A 16,746-nucleotide genomic window follows, 5' to 3' on the forward strand; every position below is an offset into this window, starting at 1 on the left:
ATCTCAATGAGAGAGATCACAATTCCAGAAAATCCTTAAAGATCTAGAGAACTTTGACCAAAATTATTAAGCTTGAGTCAAGCGGTCTGGTGTCAACGCTACCGTAGCCCAGTCAAAAACTTATTCAGTCAACCTAAAGGATGATTTTAGAGGACGCCTCCCTCAATCAGGTGAGGAATGCGTTTTGAGGTAGAACTAGTAAACGTCCAAATATTCCTGCTTTTCCCACTCCGTAATGGGATCATGGAACCGCGCTAATTCAAATTGCTTTGTTGTGAAAAGGTAACAAAACTTTTCACCCAGCAGCGATCGCATTTCTGCCTCGTTTCCTAAGCTGTCTAGCGCTGCTTCCAAGGCTTGAAGAAATTTGGGCAAATTGGAATTATCTTCGCTGGGTTCATCTACGGAAGACTGTAGTTCTCCTGCTGCTTGATTCCCAGTACACTAGCAGCCAGAGTAGCGACGGCAGTCAAATAAGTCCTAATAAATTTTGCGCCTGGAAACGGAATTTCCAGGCGCAAAATTTGTTTGGGGTTCAAGGTTGGAGGGTTATGGATGCCCTAAAAACTGCACGAGGGGTTTGAAGATGGGAACCAGGTCGGCGCGACTGACGACCAGAGTGGGGTAGGAGCGATCGCTATAGTCTTCGCCTGGTTTGAGCGGAAAGATTTGTTGGTCGTCCAAGGCTACCCAGGTTGCCCCTGCAGCTTGGGCGATCGCCCAAACTGCGGAAATGTCCCAAATCTTTGGGGTGGCTTCGACTCCGCCTAGTGCGGCTCCGGCTGAGATGGTGAGCAGGTTGTAGGTGGCAACTCCTAACATCCGGGCTTTGCAGGGCAGAGGTTGTTTGAATACGTCGGTGCTGCGGGCACAAAGGTTAAACAGATGGGTGGGAGAAGGATCTTCAGAACTCGCCTGAATTGGTTTGTGGTTTAGGAATGCGCCGGTTGGACCGGTTAATCCAGAGGAGCCGTACCAGAAGCCGTGGAAAGAGGATGCAAGCGGGGGCAGATGGACATAGCCAAATACGGGTGTCCCTTGGTAAAGCAGTCCTAGAGAAATGCCCCAAAGTGGAATGCCGCGCGCATAGTTGGTGGTGCCGTCAATGGGGTCGATGATCCAACACCAGTCGTTATTCGGGAAGATGTGTTCGACTTCTTCACTGAGAACGCCGTGGTTGGGAAAGCGGGTGGCGATCGCTTCCCTCAGTTCGGCATCTGCCCACTGGTCAGCCCGAGTCACCAAGCTGCCATCTGCTTTTTCTGTCGCCTGAGACTGCCCAAAGCTGCTCAGAAGCTGTTGACCCACTCTGTCCGTCAGGTTTTCTGCAAAACCAAGAACGTCGGCCCAAAAATCCATCCTTCATCCCTCATTTTTCACCCTTTCCCTGCCTCTGCTTTTTGCCCTCGCATTGACTGAACAAACTGCTCAAACAGATAATCTGCGTCATGCGGACCAGGGCTGGCTTCTGGGTGATACTGTACCGAGAATAGCGGCAGGGTTTTGTGACGCAATCCAGCAACGGTACGATCATTCAAATTTAGATGGGTGATTTCAATATCTGCCTCAGGAATGGAATCGGGGTCGATCGCAAAGCCATGATTTTGGCTAGTGATTTCAATGCGCTGGCGCAAACCTGCGGGTTGGTTTAAGCCACGATGTCCAAACTTCAGCTTGAAGGTTTCTGCACCCAAAGATAAACCTAAAATCTGGTGTCCCATGCAGATGCCGAAGACGGGCTTTTGACTGGCTAACAGAGCCTTCGTTGTTGCAATGCCTTCAGCAACAGCCGCTGGGTCGCCAGGGCCGTTAGAGAGGAAGATGCCGTCTGGGTTGTATTTGAGAATGTCTTCGGGTGGTGTGTCGGCAGGAACAATGACAACACGACAACCGTAGCTGGCTAGACGACGTAAGATGTTGCGTTTGATACCAAAGTCGATCGCCACAACCGTAAGCTGTGGGGACGTCTCAGTCTCTTGGGTGGGTCGAAATTCCCAAATGGGGCTGGTGGGGTCAGACCATTCATAAACGGTCTGGGTGGTGACTTGGCTCACCAAGTTTAATCCCGCCATGCTGGGAGCTTCTTGAACGCGCAATAGCAGTTCAGTCGGTTCCAAAATTTCGGTAGAAATGGCTCCGTTCATTGCCCCAGAGGAGCGAATTTTGCGGGTTAGGGCGCGGGTGTCGATGCCGTAAATGCCAGGAATCTTATACTGGTTCAGGTAGTCGCTGAGCGATTGGGTAGAGCGCCAGTTGCTAGGCTGATGACAAATATTGCGAGCGATCGCCCCTTTGACCTGAGGACCCTGAGATTCATCGTCTTCAGGATTGACTCCGGTATTTCCCAATTCTGGATAGGTAAATGTTACGATTTGACCACAGTAGCTAGGGTCGGTGAGGACTTCCTGGTAGCCCGTCATCCCCGTGTTAAATACAACTTCACCGATTGTCGTGCCCGCAGCCCCAAATGAATATCCCCGGTAAACTGTTCCATCAGCCAAAACTAGCAGGGCTGGTTGATTGGCAGAAAGTGACATAGACCCTCTCAATAATCTTGATACATCGACCAAATAAACCAAATAACCGAATGTCCAAGTTGCCGCGTATGGAGCAACGAGACCTCATCTAGACTATACGTTAGTGGCAGAAGTTGCTTAGTCAATTAAGAATGCAAAATCAGAAATGCAAACTTAAGCAGGTGAAATTAGAAATAAGGCTCTTCTGTTGGGGCATTTTTAGCTTTATTGTGACTGCCTTCGTGCCAAATCTTACTCCAAACCGATATGCGTCAGTTTCTTCGACCCACTGCAACTCTGCTTTTGCTATCAGGTTGTGGCATTGTCAGCGTGGCGTGTAGCTCTATCTCTGGCGATCGCTCTAGCTCCATATCAGTGCAACCTGCAACCAGTCCTATTGCGTCACCTGCTCCAGTCGCTCCAATCGCTAGCCCTGCCGTATCCACTCCGCAGCCGCCTGACCCTTACCAACAGGCGATTAGTCGGGCTTCTAGTGCATTCACCATCAGCCAATCGGCGCGATCGCAAGATGATTGGCGACTGGTCGCAAGTCGTTGGCAGCAAGCAATTGACCTATTAGCATCGGTACCTGCTGCCAGCCCCAACCGTTCGCTGGCGCAGACTAAACTGTCCGAATATCGCCGCAATTTGGACTACGCTCAACAGCAAGCCAGTCGTTCTACTGCCCTTGCGAATCCTGATGGCGTAGTGGTGCTTGCCCCTCGCAACCAGCCTGTCAGTCAACAGCCTGCCAGTCAACCTGTTGCTCCCCGTCCTTTCGCAGCGGCACCAGCGCCAGCTTCTTCAGGCGGTGCTGGCGTTTATCAAGTGCCAATTGTGCGACGAGCGGGGGGTACGCCTGTCATCAATGTGACGTTTAACGGCAGTCGGCAGTTTGAAATGATTTTAGACACCGGAGCTAGTGGCACGGTGATTACATCTCAGATGGCGACAGCGCTGAATGTAGTCCCGGTGGGAGAAGCGAGTGTTGATACGGCCAGCGACAGAAATGTGACGTTTCCCCTAGGCTACGTTAACTCTATTGAAGTGGGTGGGGCGATCGCCCAGGACGTGCTGGTTGCAGTCGCAGGACCCAACTTGGGGGTAGGGCTGCTTGGACAGGACTTTTTTAGCCACTACGATGTCGTAGTCCGCCAAGATGTGGTGGAGTTTCGAGAGCGCTAACGCAAAAATTCAACAAGCTGCTCTAATTTTGCCCAGGCGGCACCGCTTTGCAGAATTTCTCTAGCCTGCACAACTCCTTGTGCATAAATCTCGGCAGGTGCGGAAGAAATTCCGGAGTCACCTGGAATTGCCCCTCCAACTTTTAGCGCTAGAGCTGCATTCAGCGCTACTACGTCTTGCTGGGCTGGAGTTCCTTTGCCCTGAAGTACAGAGCGCAGAATTTCAGCATTTTCTTCAACTTCTCCTCCTCTAAGGGCGCTAGTCGGCGCGGGGATCAGTCCTAACTGCTGTGGATCAAGTGTGATAGAGCGAATTTTGCCATCTTCTAGAACCGCTAAATGACTCACATCTGCTAATCCTGCTTCATCTAGTTTTTCTCGTCCATGCAGCACGATCGCCTGTTCCTTGCCAAGCTGCTGTAATGCTTCCGCCATTACCTCGACCAAAGCCGGACTAAACACGCCAATGACCTGTCTGCTAGGCCCCAGTGGATTGACTAATGGACCCAACAGATTAAAGATTGTTCGCACCTTCAAAGTTTTTCGCAGGGGTGCGACATATTTCATGGCTGGATGCCAACCTGGGGCAAACAAAAACGTGATCCCCACCTCTTGCAAAGCCGCTCGCGCTGTCTCAGGATCAATATTCAAGTTGATCCCCAGTGCTTCCAGTACATCGGCTGACCCAACTTTGCTAGAGGCAGACCGATTGCCGTGCTTGGCAACAGGAATACCGGCAGCTGCAGCAACAAAGGCAACCGCTGTGGAAATGTTAAAGGTAGAAGCCCCATCGCCTCCGGTGCCGCAAGTATCAATCAAGGGTGCAGAGAGGGAGGGAGCCGTGCCACCGCCTAGGGACTGCGCCTGCAACACCTGCGCCATGCCGCTCAACTCTGATGCAGAAACGCCCTTTGCCTGAATTGCCGCTAGAATTGCTCCCGATAAGACTGGGGCGATCGCCTCCGTCAGCCAACCCTGCATCAATGCTGCTGCCTGAACCGTAGAAAGCGACTGACCATCCAAAATTTGTTGCAGCAAAGCAGACCAATCTTGAGCAATATCTGCTGTAGCAACATTTGATGCCGAGGACTGAAGGGGGGTACTCATAAGCAGCCTAAAGTAAGTCGTACTGGCTAAAGATGGGAATTTACTCCATCAGACAGAAGCGTTATCTATAGTACCGCCTCCTGTTGCTAATTGGCTGTCCTTCCTTTATTCCTCATCCTTCATCTTTTAGCTCTGTCAAATAGCCCTTTCAAAGGTGATATCTTCCAACTCGAAACCAGCGATAGCCATAGCCATCTAGCTCGACTTCATGGGAATTGCCCTCAGATTGTTGGTAAGGCCGATCGCCTAGCAAATCAATCAGCCGATCTTCGTTCTCCTTTAGATTCAGCGTCACGCTGCAGGCTTCTCCAGCTAGATTGTGAACTGCCATCACCGCTCCATCTTGCCAATCACAGCGATGGGCAAAAACAGAAGGATGATCCGTTCCAATAATTTGCCAGTCGCCCCAGCCAAATTCTGGGCATTCCTTCCGCATTCGAATCGCCCGCTCCATCCAGTTGAGGAGTGAATCCGCATCCCGCCGCTGAGCAATCACGTTCAAATGCTGGTAACCAAACTGATCGTCCGAAATCACAGGACGAAACAGTTGTTCTGGTGGTGCTGTTGAGAAACCCGCATTGGCTTCACCTGACCACTGCATCGGAGGGCGAATCGAATTTCGCTCCTGTTGTGACAGGTCATCACCCAAGCCGATTTCTTCTCCATAAAACAGCACAGGCGTTCCTGGCATCGTAAAGATCAAGCTGTAAGCCAGTCGCAACCGGCGTGGATCGCCCTCTACCATCGGCGGAAAGCGGCGACGAACTCCCCGGTCGTAAATCCAAACTTCCTCCTTATCAAGCTTGAACTTAGTCAAAATCTCCTCTTGCTGCTCGTCCGAAAGTTTGTCTAGCGACAGTTCATCGTGGTTGCGGACGAAGTATGCCCACTGACCTACTTGAGGAATTTCAGGCGGCGCTTTCAAACCCTCAATCAGTGGTGCAGCTTCTTCTCGAGCAAGCGCCAAAATCAAATACTGATTTGCCATGAAGTGAAACAGCATTTGCATCTTGTCGCCGTCGCCAAAGTAGTGCGGCACATCCTCCATCGGTACGTTTGCCTCTGCCAGGATAATCGCATCACCTCGCCGCCAGGAGAGGAATTGCCGCATCTCTTCTAGATAGGCGTATTCGTCTTTAGAACTACCGTGAACACGCTTCAACTCAACCAGGAAAGGGGCTGCATCTAGGCGAAAGCCGGATACCCCTAATTGCAGCCAGAACCCCATAATCTTCTGAATTTCCTGCCATACTTTGGGGTTTTCGACATTTAAGTCTGCTTGATGCTCATAAAACTGGTGAAAGTAATAAGCTCCGGCTTCTTCACTGTAAGTCCAGGTGCTGTCTTGCACGCCTGGGAAAATTACGCCCTTGTCAGCATCTTCAGGTTTTTCGTCCGCCCAGATATAGAAGTCACGATATTTTGAATTCTTGTTTTTGCAGGCTTCCTGAAACCAGGGATGCTCAATTGAGGTGTGATTGACTACTAGATCAATGATTACCCGCATTCCGCGTTCGTTTGCTTGGCGGGCAAATTCAACAAAATCACCCAAAGTTCCTAATCGCGGATCGACATTATAAAAGTCTTTTATGTCATACCCGTTATCGCGATTTGGGGTTGGATAGAACGGCATCAGCCAGATACAGGTAATTCCTAAGCCTGCAAGGTAATTTAGTCGCTCAGTTAGCCCTTCAAAGTCACCAATGCCATCGCCATTTCCGTCCATATAAGTTTCGACATCAAGGCAGTAAATAATAGCGCTCTTGTACCAGAGGTCTAACATAAGGACACCTATGACTCGGCAATGTTTAGCTCAGCGATATTTGCTGTTATGCAAAGCTTTAAGCGATCGCAAAACTGGCGATCGCTCACCCTAAAGCGCAACTATTTACAATTGATTTCACGCTTAATCTAGACGCGAAGCGAGGGCATCAATAATCACCCTGACCAACCCTGGCAGTCTTACAAACCCAGCTTATACTCTCGTCTTTAAAGCCTTATTTCTTCCCACTTCCGACAGAAAAGATTGAATCTTGATAGATCTTTATCCCGCTTGAGGAAGATAAATTTCTGTTGATGGTTCCCTGTTTGTTGTTGTCGAAGGGCATTGATGAGTCAAAAAGACTACAAAAAAGCGGCTCTGATTTTGACAGAGCCGCCTTGTGTGAGGGGTAAAAGCTATTAGCGGACAGAGCCTTCTAGCTTGGCTGCGTTGATGGGCTTCATGAAGTAAAGCCGAACCAACTGCACCGCAGTTGAGGCGTAGAGAGGCAGTTTTTGGAAAAACTGGAGGAATTTGGGAGTGTTGGAAGTGGCGATCGCGCTCAACTTCACATTATTCTCCGCACAAATGTCCAGTAGCCCAAAGAAATCTGGATGATCAACATTCAGAACCACTGGAAAAACTCGCGCTGAGGTTTCGTTGGTCTTCTGAATTACATGAATGTCATACTCCCGAGCGTCTAAACCGAGTGACCGATAGAAGCCAGAGCGCTGAATGTCATTCAGGTACATGGTCGCAAATACCGACAGCAAGAAGAAGCGACACCACAGTCTTGCTCTCCAATCGTTGAGAAACTGAGGCTGAGACTTCATCAACGCGTCAAAGAAGTCGCCGTGACGGTTTTCGTCCTGGCACCAGTTTTCAAAGAATCGGAAGATCGGATAGATCCGATCTTCGGGGTGAGCTTCCAAATGGCGATAAATCGTGATGTAGCGCCAGTAGCCAATCTTCTCAGACAGGTAGGTGGCGTAGAAGATAAATTTTGGCTTGAAGAAGGTGTAGCTACGGCTCTTAGTCAGGAAGCCTAAATCGAGCGACAGGTTAAAGTCTGACAGCGCCTTGTTGAGGAAACCAGCGTGACGGGCCTCATCGCGCGACATTAGCAGGAAGCCTTCTGCCAATACCGGATTTTTGTCTTTGAGCTTGCGAGCCAGTTCTTTATAAAGCAAGAAGCCAGAAAATTCGGCAGTGCAGGAGCGCTCTAAAAACTCGATGAATAGCTGTCGAGTTTCGCCATCTAAGTGCTCCCAAGATTGCTCGAATTCGGCATCTCGCACAAAATGGTGACGATTGTAGTCAACGCGAAACTCTTCTAAAATCGCCTGAAGTTCCGCTTCATTGACGGAGATGTCCATTTTTGCCATCTCGTCAAAGTCTGTCGTATAGAAGCGAGGAGTCAGGATGGTTTCTTTTGCTGGAGCTTTCACTCCAGGTCGGATTTCTTCAACACTAGGTTTTTTTAGAGAATCAACCATTGGTATTTCTATTCACCTATGATTCTGCACGAGTTAACGCACGGTTTTAGTACAGCCGCAAAGCCAGGTGCAGCAATTTTCTTGTGTCCTTAGTCTACCAAGCTCTTTGAGAGCAACAAGGCTGTCGATGTTAAGAGTTGCTACGCCAGGTAAAGACATACTGAGTTGCGCCTCAAGCTGGCGATCGCCCTCAAGGTATAGAATCCATGAGCCTTTCAGCAGATGTCCATAGCTGCGAAGGAGCAGTAAAATTGCAAATTAGGGATGCCTCTACAATTTCAGCTTGCTGTTCGCTCTCACTATCGACTTTCATCGTTAACTTAAGTTGAGGCAACTATGAATTTACTCCAGCGCAGCCGTAAAGTTTTTGCCAGTCTTATGCTGGCCTTAGTCTTAGCGCTCGCCACTGTTTGGGTGATTCCTCAAACGATCGCATCTCCTTTGATGGCAGCTACCCCCAGCCAGATCGCGGCTAGAGATGACGCTGCTACTAGCACTGGCATTGAGCGGCGAGTCAAAGCAACGGGAAGGGAGCTTGAGGGCCGAGTCCAGCGCGGCATTGGAGACGTCACTGATAGTCCTGCTAATCAGATTGAGGGTCGCACCAAGCAGTTTTCGGGTGGAGCCCAGAATCGGGCAGAAGACTTGGGTGATCGAGTCAAAGACGCAGGTCGTGGTGCGCGAAATGAAACTGGAAACTTGGTGGATCGAGTCAAGGACTTCTTTGATTAAATTTTTCCTTCTTTGACCAAAATTTTCTCCTTTAGATTTCTCCATCTAATCAAGATTGAAGATCAATCTGAACCCCTTTGAGGAAGCGGAAGCAGTGGAAAAGCCACGCTTTCGCTTCCTTTGTCTTTGAGAATAGATCTTCTGCCTGAATTGCTGGTTGAGACGTAGATGACAGTTCGGCTCACTGCGCTACCATTCATGCAAAAGGTCTAACCTAGTTGGGTATGGACTAGTGGAGAATATAAACTGAAGCACAGTAGGCTCCCTGTGTCATATTTCAGATATTCGTTTCCAAGTTCAAGGCTGCGCTCATGTCTTTACAAGAGTCTTCGCAAGTGTCGCCTCAAGACATCTTGGCACTAGCTAAACAGGGTCATCCCAAAGTGATTGCTGCAATCATGAATCATTCTACTAAGCAGCGCAATATCAAGACACAGGTGGCAAGAAAAGAGGACTGTCTGTATGTGTTGCTAGAGGCAGACTGGGTGCCCGATCAGCAAGCAATGGTGGATTTTGTCCGGGATGGCATTGAAAAACTAAAGGTTGAACCTATCAAGACAATTAAGGTTTTTGGCCGCCAGATGGGCGATAACTCTGTAGCATGGAATCAAGAAATCCAGTTAGAGAAAAATTCCAGTTCCACCTACTCAGAAGCCAGCACGGTGACTCAATCGACTCAGCCTTTTTCAACTTCTCCCTCCCCAGATACGGTAGAGGCGATCGCCCCCGCTCCTCCTGTCATTCAGGAACCTACTAGCGGTGAAATTGCCCCCGTATCTACAGACACCGCGATTCAGGAAACTCAAAATCTGCTTAGACGACCTGAAGCAGTCGTTCTGGTCATTTTTGTCGGCGTTGTCTTGCTTTGGCAGCTCTATTTGGCACTGATCGAAGAGGTTGCTCCAGAGGGCTATCTCTCCAGCTATCAGCTAGCTCAGCGCTTGGGAGTGAGTGCTAGCACAGTGCGCCGTCGTAAAACTCGGGACGACTTTAGCGCCTGGACTCAGAGCCTTGATCCAGAAGGAATCGCTTGGGCTTATTCTGGCGGGGCTTATGTACCGATGATGTGAAGTCAACTTCTAGTTAAAACCCAAAGGCTAAAAAGCCTCCATCTACAGCAATGCACTGTCCCGTAATGAACGAGGCAGGCGACATACATAGAAAGGCGACCAGCCCAGCAACCTCGGCAGGTTCTCCAACTCGCCCCATAGGGGTACGAGAGAGAACAGAGGCGAAAAATTCCTCATTGTTCAGAACAGGTTCCGTGAGCGGGGTGCGAATAAACCAGGGGGCGACGGTGTTGACTCGAATGCGATCGCTTGCCCACTCCACCGCTAGATTACGCGTCAACTGCACCAAAGCCGCTTTCGACATCCCATAGGGGGCACCAGTTCTGACGGCGGTTAGCCCTGCTACCGAGCTAATGTTAACGATGCTGCTGTTTTCTCCCACTTTGAGCAGCGGGTGAGCTAGACGGCAGACTTCAAAAGTTGAAGTTAGGTTTGTTTCGAGAATTCGTTCATATTCCTCGGAACTGTATTCCAGGGCTTTCTTGCGAATGTTGGTGCCCACATTATTGATCAAGATGTCGAGTCCGCCCATTGACTCTGCAATCTGAGCAAAAATAGTTTGCCGATGGTCTGCGATCGCCACATCTGCCGCCAGTCCATAGGCGAGCCAACCGCGCTGCTGCCAGCTCGTCAACTGTTGCTCGATCTCCTTAGCGCTACGGGCAACAATCGTCACCTTTGCTCCAAGCGATAAAAATTCTTCAGCAACGGCTAACCCAATTCCTTTTGTGCCACCCGTAATCAGAGCTTTCTTGCCGCTGAGTAACCAGCGATCGCTTAGCGGTTTCTGCAACTCGTCCACGCTTGCGCCTCAAATTCTTATCTTTAACCTTACTCTGTCTGCTAGTTTTGTCCGGCCGTGTGATTCCTGTCCTTCATCCCTTCATATCTGCGATCGCTCCCCTCGTCATCGCGGCGATCGCCTGATCGGTTGCTTTGGGCAAGTGATAATACTTTCCGCCTGCCTGTTTCGCCAATTCCTTGGCAAATCCAGTTGAGACAAACTTGTTTTCTGTGTCGATCACTAGAAGCTGAATTCCGGTGGCACGAACTTTAGCGGCGATTTCCAGCAATTCAGCTTTGATGTCGGGCTTTTCACCTTCAGGAATGGTGTCCCCTAGCGATCGCGCCAGCGGTACGTTCCCCCGTCCGTCTGTGATCGCTACGACGACCACTTGACCGATATCGCCCGACTGCTGGGCATTTAGCCCCACCCGAACTGCCTGGGTTAACCCATGCGCCAAGGGCGAACCACCACCACAGGGCATTCGCTCTAGTCGCCTGCGCGCCGCTGCAATGGAGCGAGTTGGCGGTAGCAGCACTTCTGCCTGCTCGCCTCGAAACGGAATCAGCGCCACCTGATCTCGATTTTGATAAGCCTCAGTGAGCAGCCGTAAAACGGCTCCCTTGGCAGACTGCATCCGATTTAGCGCCATTGAGCCAGAGGCATCCACCACAAAAATAACTAGCGCGCCAGCTTTGCGGGCTAGACGTTTAGCGCGAATGTCAGATTGTTCGACAAAGACTCGTTTGGTAGGGGCTGGGGGTTGGGGATCAGAGTTTAGGGGTTGACGAGTGAGGGATGCGCGTTGGCTGGATGCCTGTTCGCTGCGCTGGCGGCGGGCTTTTTGGTAAGGGGCCGCGGCTCTGAGGGTGGCATCGACGGCAATGCGGCGGGCTTGTCCTCTGGGCAGGATTGGCTTAACGTAGCGTCCTCGGTCTTCTGAGAAAACAATGCTGCGGGAGCCTGATTTGCCCTGGCGGTTTGCCATTTGAGCAAAGTAGAGGACGGATGGGTCGAGAATTACGCCTTCCGGGTCAAAGACAAATTCTTCTGGGACACTGGGTGGTTCCTGTTCTTGTTCGGGTTCATCCCGCTCATCTTGTTCGTCTTGCTCCTGTTCAGATTCGTCTTGGGGGTCGTCCTGGTTCTGAGGCGGTGGCGGTGGTGGCGGTGACGGTGGTTCTTCAGGGGGTGTTTGCACGACGGTGGAGCGAGGCACAATCACCAGCTCAACTGCCTTTCGCAAATCTTCAGCGTTGACCTCGGTGCGTCCGTCGAGGGCAGCGTGGGCTTTAGCGACTCGCAGGGCAAACAGTTCTGCCCGATGTCCCTGAACACCACCACGCAGGGCTTCATTCACTAAGTAAGCAATTTGTTCAGGCTGAATTTGTACATCTTTGAGCCATTCTCGCGCCAAAATAATCTGGGTTTTCAGCCCGTCAATGTCTTCGGCGTACTGACGCAAAAATTCCTGGGGTGACTCTGAATAGCGGGTGGCTTGCTCAACTGCTGCGACGCGATCGTCTAGACCCAGAACGGCATCGGCAGAGAGGGCGATCGCAATTCGGTCAAGCAAATGCTCTCGCAGTTCCCCTTCTTCTGGGTTGTAGGTCGCTATCAGTAGCGGCTTACAGGGATGCTGGAAGCTAATTCCTTCTCGCTCAATCTGGTTGCGCCCTTCTGTCAGCGCCGACAAGAGCAGATTGGCAATTTGATCATCCAGCAGGTTGATCTCGTCTATGTATAGAATGCCCCGGTGCGATTCTGCTAGCAGTCCAGGCTGAAACACCGTTTCCCCTTGCTTAATCGACTGCGCTACATCCACTGAACCTAGCAGCCGATCTTCCGTCACACCTAGCGGAATCTGCACGAACGGAGCTGGAACTACCTCAGTCGGAGGCAACTCCTGCATTTCCGATTGCTGATTGTCACTTTCCGATTCTCCAGCCCCCAATCCCCAATCGCCGATCTCTAGCTCCCGCTTCACCGTCTCGTCGTCCCATTCATCAGGACGGGTAGGATCGCAGTTGCAGCAGGAACCTTTGACGACCTCAATTGGCGGCAGCAGGGCATGGAGTGCCCGTGCCATTACCGATTTAGCAGTGCCTCGGCGACCTGCAATCACGACTCCACCTAAACCTGGGTCGATGGCAGAAAGCAACAGTGCCAGTTTGATTGCTTCTTGACCCACAACGGCAGTCAGTGGAAAGGCAGTCAGGCTAGGTGAGGCAGAAGTACTAAGCGCAGGCATGATGCGAAATTAGAGAGGGTCCAGCTTTTCAGCTTACCAAGAAAGCTTGTGCCTTAGTTCAAGCGGCAAGATAAGCCAGCATATAGCCAAACGTATTCATCACGGCAACGACTGAATCTGGCAACAGCGCTTCTGAGAGGGAAAACTGCCCTTTAAGCTCAATGGTGACTGACGCACTGCTAAGCATAACCGTGTAGCCCGTTTCCTCCTGGTTTGGGTTAGACCAGCTTGTGGCGTTGTAGTTGAGAAATTCTGGATTTCTCAGTAGTCGTTTGAACTGCTCAAGCACGGCAGGTTCAACCTGTCCCATCGGTTGCCTGCCGCGATTGGGTTGAAACACAAACATACGTCCGTCTTCCATCAGATGCACTTCTACTTGCTGTTCTGGAAGATGCCGTTGTAGGGGAGGACGACGCTCAATCATGCGAAACAGTACTCCGTCGTCTAATGGCGGCGGTAATTCTTCGTCTGGAATAACTTCAGTGACAATGTCAGGCTGAAGATGGCGATCGAGTTCGGGCAGTGGGATTGTTTGGGAAATTCGATCGCCCCTTCCCCTCTCTGCCTGAACTGCCGGAACAATTGCCGCAAAGGTTAACAGAGTGGCGATCACCATTCCACTAGCAGTTACCGCAAGTTGCCTCAAATGCTTCATAAAGCCTCTTCTGATCAAAGGCGTACCGATTGACACAAAGCTGACTAGCGTATGCGCCAAAATGGGCAGCCCTAACCAGACTAACCCACCTCAATGAAACACATTCAGGACCAATACCGAGAACGCAACATGAAGCGGAACCGTCCACAGTTCCAAGCTCCTGATAGCAGTGACCAGTCAGGTAGGGCACTGATTGTCTGAAGTTGCTGAGGATTTTTAGAATGTGCGAGGAAGAGAGCCGCAGGGCGTGATCTCCCGGAAGACTTTGAGCAAGGAGCGATCGCTCCTTGCTCAAAACCTAGAATCACTACCGGATCAAACGGTAACCCTTTGGGTAACAAGGACTTCAAACCGCTTTCATCTGCTGAGGGGCCGGGAGCTAGGGCAAGAAGGTTTCCCCTTGCCTTTCATCTTTAACTTGCAACTCGTACTCATAATGAGTATGATTTAGAAAGAAGAGAGCAAAAGTTAAAGCAAGATGGCAAAAGTTCAAGAAATTCCCATCAACCAAATCCGCCGACCTCTATTTCGGCAAAACGACCAGGCTAAAGTTGCCGCTCTGATGGAGTCCATTCAAGCAATTGGTCTGCAAGAGCCGATTGATGTGTTGGAGGTCGAAGGTCAATACTACGGCTTCTCTGGTTGCCATCGCTATGAGGCTTGCAGCCGTTTAGGGCACGAAACGATTTTGTGTAATGTCCGCCGTGCTCCTAAATCTGTTTTGCGGATGCATCTGGCTTAAGTCAGTTTGAATTATCTAATCCCAGAATCACTCTTCTAGAGGCTGTGCGAATTGCATTTTGCAGGTAAAACAGTCATTAACCCCATTTTTTGCTGAATCAGGAGAAACCTATGCAAGCTCAAGAACGTACCGTTCCCGTTGATATCGGCATTAACGAAACAGACAGACATGCGATCGCCGACGGGCTGTCTCGCCTGCTAGCAGACACCTATACGCTGTACCTGAAAACTCACAACTTCCACTGGAACGTCACAGGTCCTATGTTTCAGACCTTGCACATCATGTTTGAGACACAGTACACCGAGCTAGCAGTCGCCGTAGATGACATTGCTGAGCGCATCCGTTCCCTCGGATTTCCTGCTCCTGCGACCTACAGCGAATTTGCTCAACTCACCTCCATTCCTGAAACCACTGGTGTTCCTCAGGCAACCGACATGATTGCTCTGTTGGTAGAAGGCAATGAAGCTGTCGTCAAAACTGCTCGTAGCACCTTTCCCGCAGCAGAACGGGCTGGCGACGAATCCACTGCTGACTTGCTAACGGAGCGGATGCGTCTGCACGAGAAAACCGCCTGGATGCTCAGAAGCTTGTTGCAGTAAGAATCGTTGGACAGCTTATTGGCTTGTTTGACTCGTTACCAGGCTCTAGCTTGGTAGCACCAAATTAGAAGTTCCAGCTTCTCGTGAGATTGAAGAAAGCTAGTCCTCTTGGGGAAAAGTTCACAACTGTAGCTTGAGAACTAGAAAGAGATAGAGCGGGGATCGTAATGATGGTTATGATCCCCGCTCTTCTGTTTGAGTTTTAATAATCATGTTCCTGAAAACAATTTGAGCAGGACGATTCTCTCTCTTTTTACGAGGCTTCGCTTTGTAATGCCATGTAGAGGCTCTACCTCTTGCACCTCTGTTTGAAGAACCATCAGGCTATGAATCAAACTTCTAATTCAAATCACAGTGATTTGCTGCGATCGCTCATGCAACCGCTCAACATTCCTAGCTTCAAAGCCCTTAGCCGCACTGCTGACGTTTCTGAATGGCAGGTCAAACAACTACGCCAGGGTCGCGCCGCTCAAATGCAGGCAGAGCCACTCTTCAAACTGAGTCAAACTCTTCAAATTTCGCTTAATGAATTGCTGGCAAAATTTTCTAACTTGCCGCTTCCGTCGTCCGAACCTAACTCAACTCAGAACTTAGGTCATCTCCAACAGGAATATCGCCGCCTGGAGGCACAGCTTGCCGAACAGCAGCGAACCCTCCAGCAAGAATTTCAGCGCTCCAGCCTACAAACGCTAGAATCCCTCTTGCTGCAACTACCCACAGCCACCTACGCTGCCGAAAATAATCCTCAAATTCCAGCCGCTCGTCTCTTGCCTTTGCTGCGTCCGATCGAACAGCTACTCAAAAGCTGGGGAGTGGAAGCGATCGCCCCTGTTGGAAGCGAAGTTGCCTATGATCCTCAGTTGCATCAGTTAATGGAAGGTTGGGCGGAGAGTGGCGATCGCGTCAAAATCCGCTACACAGGCTATATCCAAGGCAAAAAGCTCCTCTACCGCGCCAAAGTCAGCCCCGTCTCCAACCCCTAATCCCCTTCTGGCTGCTGAATCTGTAGCCTTCCCTGCTCATCCACAGAAACATTGCCACCTAAAGCTTCAATCTGGCTAATCGCATAACGTTGAGTATTCTCATCAAACGCATTGCCTAAAACCGTGACCCAAGCTGAAATTCGGGCTGATTTACTTTCAGGATTGTTAGCTAAATATTCAGCCGTTTGCTGCGAGATCTGCGCTATGGCTTGACTCTCAGGGTCAGAGTAGATACTCGCCCACTCGGCTGCTTTCTCAAAAGAACGTTGAGCAGCCTGACTGTCCCCTAAAAACAGCAGTTCATCTGTGCCCTTATACCGCCAAACAAAATATGCCTCGTCCGGCACTCTAGGTGACAGTTGCGATAAGTGTTCGTTCATGATGTCTATTGTGCGATCGGGTCTGCCTGCGTAAAGGGTAGTGCTTCCTGACAGGAAGAAGTAAGCATCTTTGAAGTACGGATCGTGATTCAGAATTGCTTCAAAGTATTCAGAGCTGAGGTCATACCCAATTTGGTTGCGGACAGGAGTCTCGCCAAAATATTGTAAGAAATCTAAAAAAATCCAGTCGGCAACCAAATTGTCGAACCCAAACGCGGGAGATCGCTGTACTAGATTGAGATATACGATTTGTGCTGCATCTTGCTGTTTCAATTCTTCTGGTGAAGCATCGGTTACTGCGCTTTTTAGGCGAGCGAGTTGCGGTTGTTGCAGCAAACTGATGCCTAAGACGCAACCCAAACCAACAGCAATCGTGGTAAGTCCATAGAGCCAATTTTGGCGAGCGCCACCACCCATAAATTCAATCTTCCTTACAAGCTGCTTCAATATTTTGAGATAATGTAACGAGGTTCAGCTATGCCATT

General features: G+C 50.2%; 17 protein-coding genes. 6 read left to right on the forward strand and 11 right to left on the reverse strand.

Going from position 1 to position 16,746, the window contains the following annotated elements:
- Window positions 1-195: 195 nt before the first annotated feature.
- Genes H6G00_RS09025 through carA form a run of 4 tightly spaced genes read right to left on the reverse strand, consistent with a single transcriptional unit; the run spans window position 196 to window position 2,537 of the window.
- Window positions 196-375, reverse strand: a complete 180-nt coding sequence (locus tag H6G00_RS09025; protein ID WP_190641779.1) for a hypothetical protein — start codon at window positions 373-375, stop codon at window positions 196-198.
- A gap of 26 nt (window positions 376-401) precedes the next feature.
- The gene (locus H6G00_RS09030) at window positions 402-539 is read right to left on the reverse strand and encodes a hypothetical protein (RefSeq protein WP_190796495.1); all 138 of its coding nucleotides are present in this window, start codon (window positions 537-539) and stop codon (window positions 402-404) included.
- 10 nt (window positions 540-549) lie between these two features.
- The gene (locus H6G00_RS09035) at window positions 550-1,359 is read right to left on the reverse strand and encodes an inositol monophosphatase family protein (protein ID WP_190796496.1); all 810 of its coding nucleotides are present in this window, start codon (window positions 1,357-1,359) and stop codon (window positions 550-552) included.
- A 17-nt stretch (window positions 1,360-1,376) separates the two neighbouring features.
- On the reverse strand, window positions 1,377-2,537 hold the full coding sequence (gene carA / locus H6G00_RS09040; RefSeq protein WP_190796497.1) for a glutamine-hydrolyzing carbamoyl-phosphate synthase small subunit: 1,161 nt from the start codon (window positions 2,535-2,537) through the stop codon (window positions 1,377-1,379).
- A gap of 246 nt (window positions 2,538-2,783) precedes the next feature.
- Here carA and H6G00_RS09045 point away from each other — a divergent pair, with 246 nt between their 5' ends.
- Complete coding sequence (locus tag H6G00_RS09045; RefSeq protein WP_190796498.1) at window positions 2,784-3,701, forward strand: retropepsin-like aspartic protease; 918 nt, start codon at window positions 2,784-2,786, stop codon at window positions 3,699-3,701.
- On the opposite strand, the gene trpD is transcribed toward H6G00_RS09045, so the two are convergent.
- The 3 genes from trpD to acsF form a co-directional block, all read right to left on the reverse strand.
- A complete protein-coding gene (gene trpD, locus H6G00_RS09050; protein ID WP_190796499.1) occupies window positions 3,698-4,807 on the reverse strand; it encodes an anthranilate phosphoribosyltransferase in 1,110 nt (369 codons plus the stop codon). The two genes, H6G00_RS09045 and trpD, sit on opposite strands and share 4 nt — an antisense overlap.
- Before the next feature lie 148 nt (window positions 4,808-4,955).
- Complete coding sequence (locus H6G00_RS09055) at window positions 4,956-6,590, reverse strand: alpha-amylase family protein (protein WP_190796500.1); 1,635 nt, start codon at window positions 6,588-6,590, stop codon at window positions 4,956-4,958.
- Window positions 6,591-6,988: 398 nt separating this feature from the next.
- The gene (acsF, locus tag H6G00_RS09060; protein ID WP_190684681.1) at window positions 6,989-8,065 is read right to left on the reverse strand and encodes a magnesium-protoporphyrin IX monomethyl ester (oxidative) cyclase; all 1,077 of its coding nucleotides are present in this window, start codon (window positions 8,063-8,065) and stop codon (window positions 6,989-6,991) included.
- 336 nt (window positions 8,066-8,401) lie between these two features.
- On the opposite strand from acsF, the gene H6G00_RS09065 reads away from it, so the two are divergent.
- The gene (locus H6G00_RS09065; protein ID WP_190796501.1) at window positions 8,402-8,797 is read left to right on the forward strand and encodes a CsbD family protein; all 396 of its coding nucleotides are present in this window, start codon (window positions 8,402-8,404) and stop codon (window positions 8,795-8,797) included.
- A 311-nt stretch (window positions 8,798-9,108) separates the two neighbouring features.
- Window positions 9,109-9,867, forward strand: a complete 759-nt coding sequence (locus tag H6G00_RS09070) for a hypothetical protein (protein WP_190684675.1) — start codon at window positions 9,109-9,111, stop codon at window positions 9,865-9,867.
- A gap of 13 nt (window positions 9,868-9,880) precedes the next feature.
- On the opposite strand, the gene H6G00_RS09075 is transcribed toward H6G00_RS09070, so the two are convergent.
- From H6G00_RS09075 to H6G00_RS09085, 3 genes are all read right to left on the reverse strand, one after another.
- Entirely contained in the window at window positions 9,881-10,669 is a 789-nt protein-coding gene (locus H6G00_RS09075; RefSeq protein ID WP_190796502.1) for an SDR family oxidoreductase, read from the reverse strand.
- A 73-nt stretch (window positions 10,670-10,742) separates the two neighbouring features.
- Entirely contained in the window at window positions 10,743-12,902 is a 2,160-nt protein-coding gene (gene bchD / locus H6G00_RS09080) for a magnesium chelatase ATPase subunit D (protein WP_190796503.1), read from the reverse strand.
- 58 nt (window positions 12,903-12,960) lie between these two features.
- The gene (locus H6G00_RS09085; protein WP_190796504.1) at window positions 12,961-13,557 is read right to left on the reverse strand and encodes a hypothetical protein; all 597 of its coding nucleotides are present in this window, start codon (window positions 13,555-13,557) and stop codon (window positions 12,961-12,963) included.
- Window positions 13,558-14,035: 478 nt separating this feature from the next.
- Between H6G00_RS09085 and H6G00_RS09090 the strand changes: the two genes are divergently transcribed.
- From H6G00_RS09090 to H6G00_RS09100, 3 genes are all read left to right on the forward strand, one after another.
- Window positions 14,036-14,299 carry a sulfiredoxin gene (locus H6G00_RS09090; RefSeq protein ID WP_190684663.1) on the forward strand — a complete coding sequence of 88 codons (264 nt, stop codon included), beginning with the start codon at window positions 14,036-14,038 and terminating at the stop codon, window positions 14,297-14,299.
- A 110-nt stretch (window positions 14,300-14,409) separates the two neighbouring features.
- On the forward strand, window positions 14,410-14,898 hold the full coding sequence (locus H6G00_RS09095; protein ID WP_190641766.1) for a Dps family protein: 489 nt from the start codon (window positions 14,410-14,412) through the stop codon (window positions 14,896-14,898).
- Between the two features lie 326 nt (window positions 14,899-15,224).
- Window positions 15,225-15,881 carry a helix-turn-helix domain-containing protein gene (locus tag H6G00_RS09100; protein ID WP_190796505.1) on the forward strand — a complete coding sequence of 219 codons (657 nt, stop codon included), beginning with the start codon at window positions 15,225-15,227 and terminating at the stop codon, window positions 15,879-15,881.
- Here the strand turns inward: H6G00_RS09100 and H6G00_RS09105 are convergent.
- A complete protein-coding gene (locus H6G00_RS09105; protein WP_190796506.1) occupies window positions 15,878-16,678 on the reverse strand; it encodes a hypothetical protein in 801 nt (266 codons plus the stop codon). The two genes, H6G00_RS09100 and H6G00_RS09105, sit on opposite strands and share 4 nt — an antisense overlap.
- Window positions 16,679-16,746: the final 68 nt, after the last annotated feature.

It is taken from the genome of Leptolyngbya sp. FACHB-541, assembly GCF_014695875.1.
Classification (GTDB): Bacteria; Cyanobacteriota; Cyanobacteriia; order Elainellales; family Elainellaceae; genus JAAUTN01.

Excerpts from the sequence above, each read along its gene's own strand:
- acsF (WP_190684681.1), bottom strand. The coding sequence starts at position 8,065 with ATGGTTGATTCTCTAAAAAAACCTAGTGTTGAAGAAATCCGACCTGGA.
- H6G00_RS09055 (WP_190796500.1), bottom strand. The coding sequence starts at position 6,590 with ATGTTAGACCTCTGGTACAAGAGCGCTATTATTTACTGCCTTGATGTC.
- bchD (WP_190796503.1), bottom strand. The coding sequence starts at position 12,902 with ATGCCTGCGCTTAGTACTTCTGCCTCACCTAGCCTGACTGCCTTTCCA.
- H6G00_RS09070 (WP_190684675.1), top strand. The coding sequence starts at position 9,109 with ATGTCTTTACAAGAGTCTTCGCAAGTGTCGCCTCAAGACATCTTGGCA.
- H6G00_RS09105 (WP_190796506.1), bottom strand. The coding sequence starts at position 16,678 with ATGGGTGGTGGCGCTCGCCAAAATTGGCTCTATGGACTTACCACGATT.
- carA (WP_190796497.1), bottom strand. The coding sequence starts at position 2,537 with ATGTCACTTTCTGCCAATCAACCAGCCCTGCTAGTTTTGGCTGATGGA.
- H6G00_RS09090 (WP_190684663.1), top strand. The coding sequence starts at position 14,036 with ATGGCAAAAGTTCAAGAAATTCCCATCAACCAAATCCGCCGACCTCTA.
- trpD (WP_190796499.1), bottom strand. The coding sequence starts at position 4,807 with ATGAGTACCCCCCTTCAGTCCTCGGCATCAAATGTTGCTACAGCAGAT.
- H6G00_RS09065 (WP_190796501.1), top strand. The coding sequence starts at position 8,402 with ATGAATTTACTCCAGCGCAGCCGTAAAGTTTTTGCCAGTCTTATGCTG.
- H6G00_RS09045 (WP_190796498.1), top strand. The coding sequence starts at position 2,784 with ATGCGTCAGTTTCTTCGACCCACTGCAACTCTGCTTTTGCTATCAGGT.
- H6G00_RS09095 (WP_190641766.1), top strand. The coding sequence starts at position 14,410 with ATGCAAGCTCAAGAACGTACCGTTCCCGTTGATATCGGCATTAACGAA.
- H6G00_RS09100 (WP_190796505.1), top strand. The coding sequence starts at position 15,225 with ATGAATCAAACTTCTAATTCAAATCACAGTGATTTGCTGCGATCGCTC.
- H6G00_RS09035 (WP_190796496.1), bottom strand. The coding sequence starts at position 1,359 with ATGGATTTTTGGGCCGACGTTCTTGGTTTTGCAGAAAACCTGACGGAC.
- H6G00_RS09085 (WP_190796504.1), bottom strand. The coding sequence starts at position 13,557 with ATGAAGCATTTGAGGCAACTTGCGGTAACTGCTAGTGGAATGGTGATC.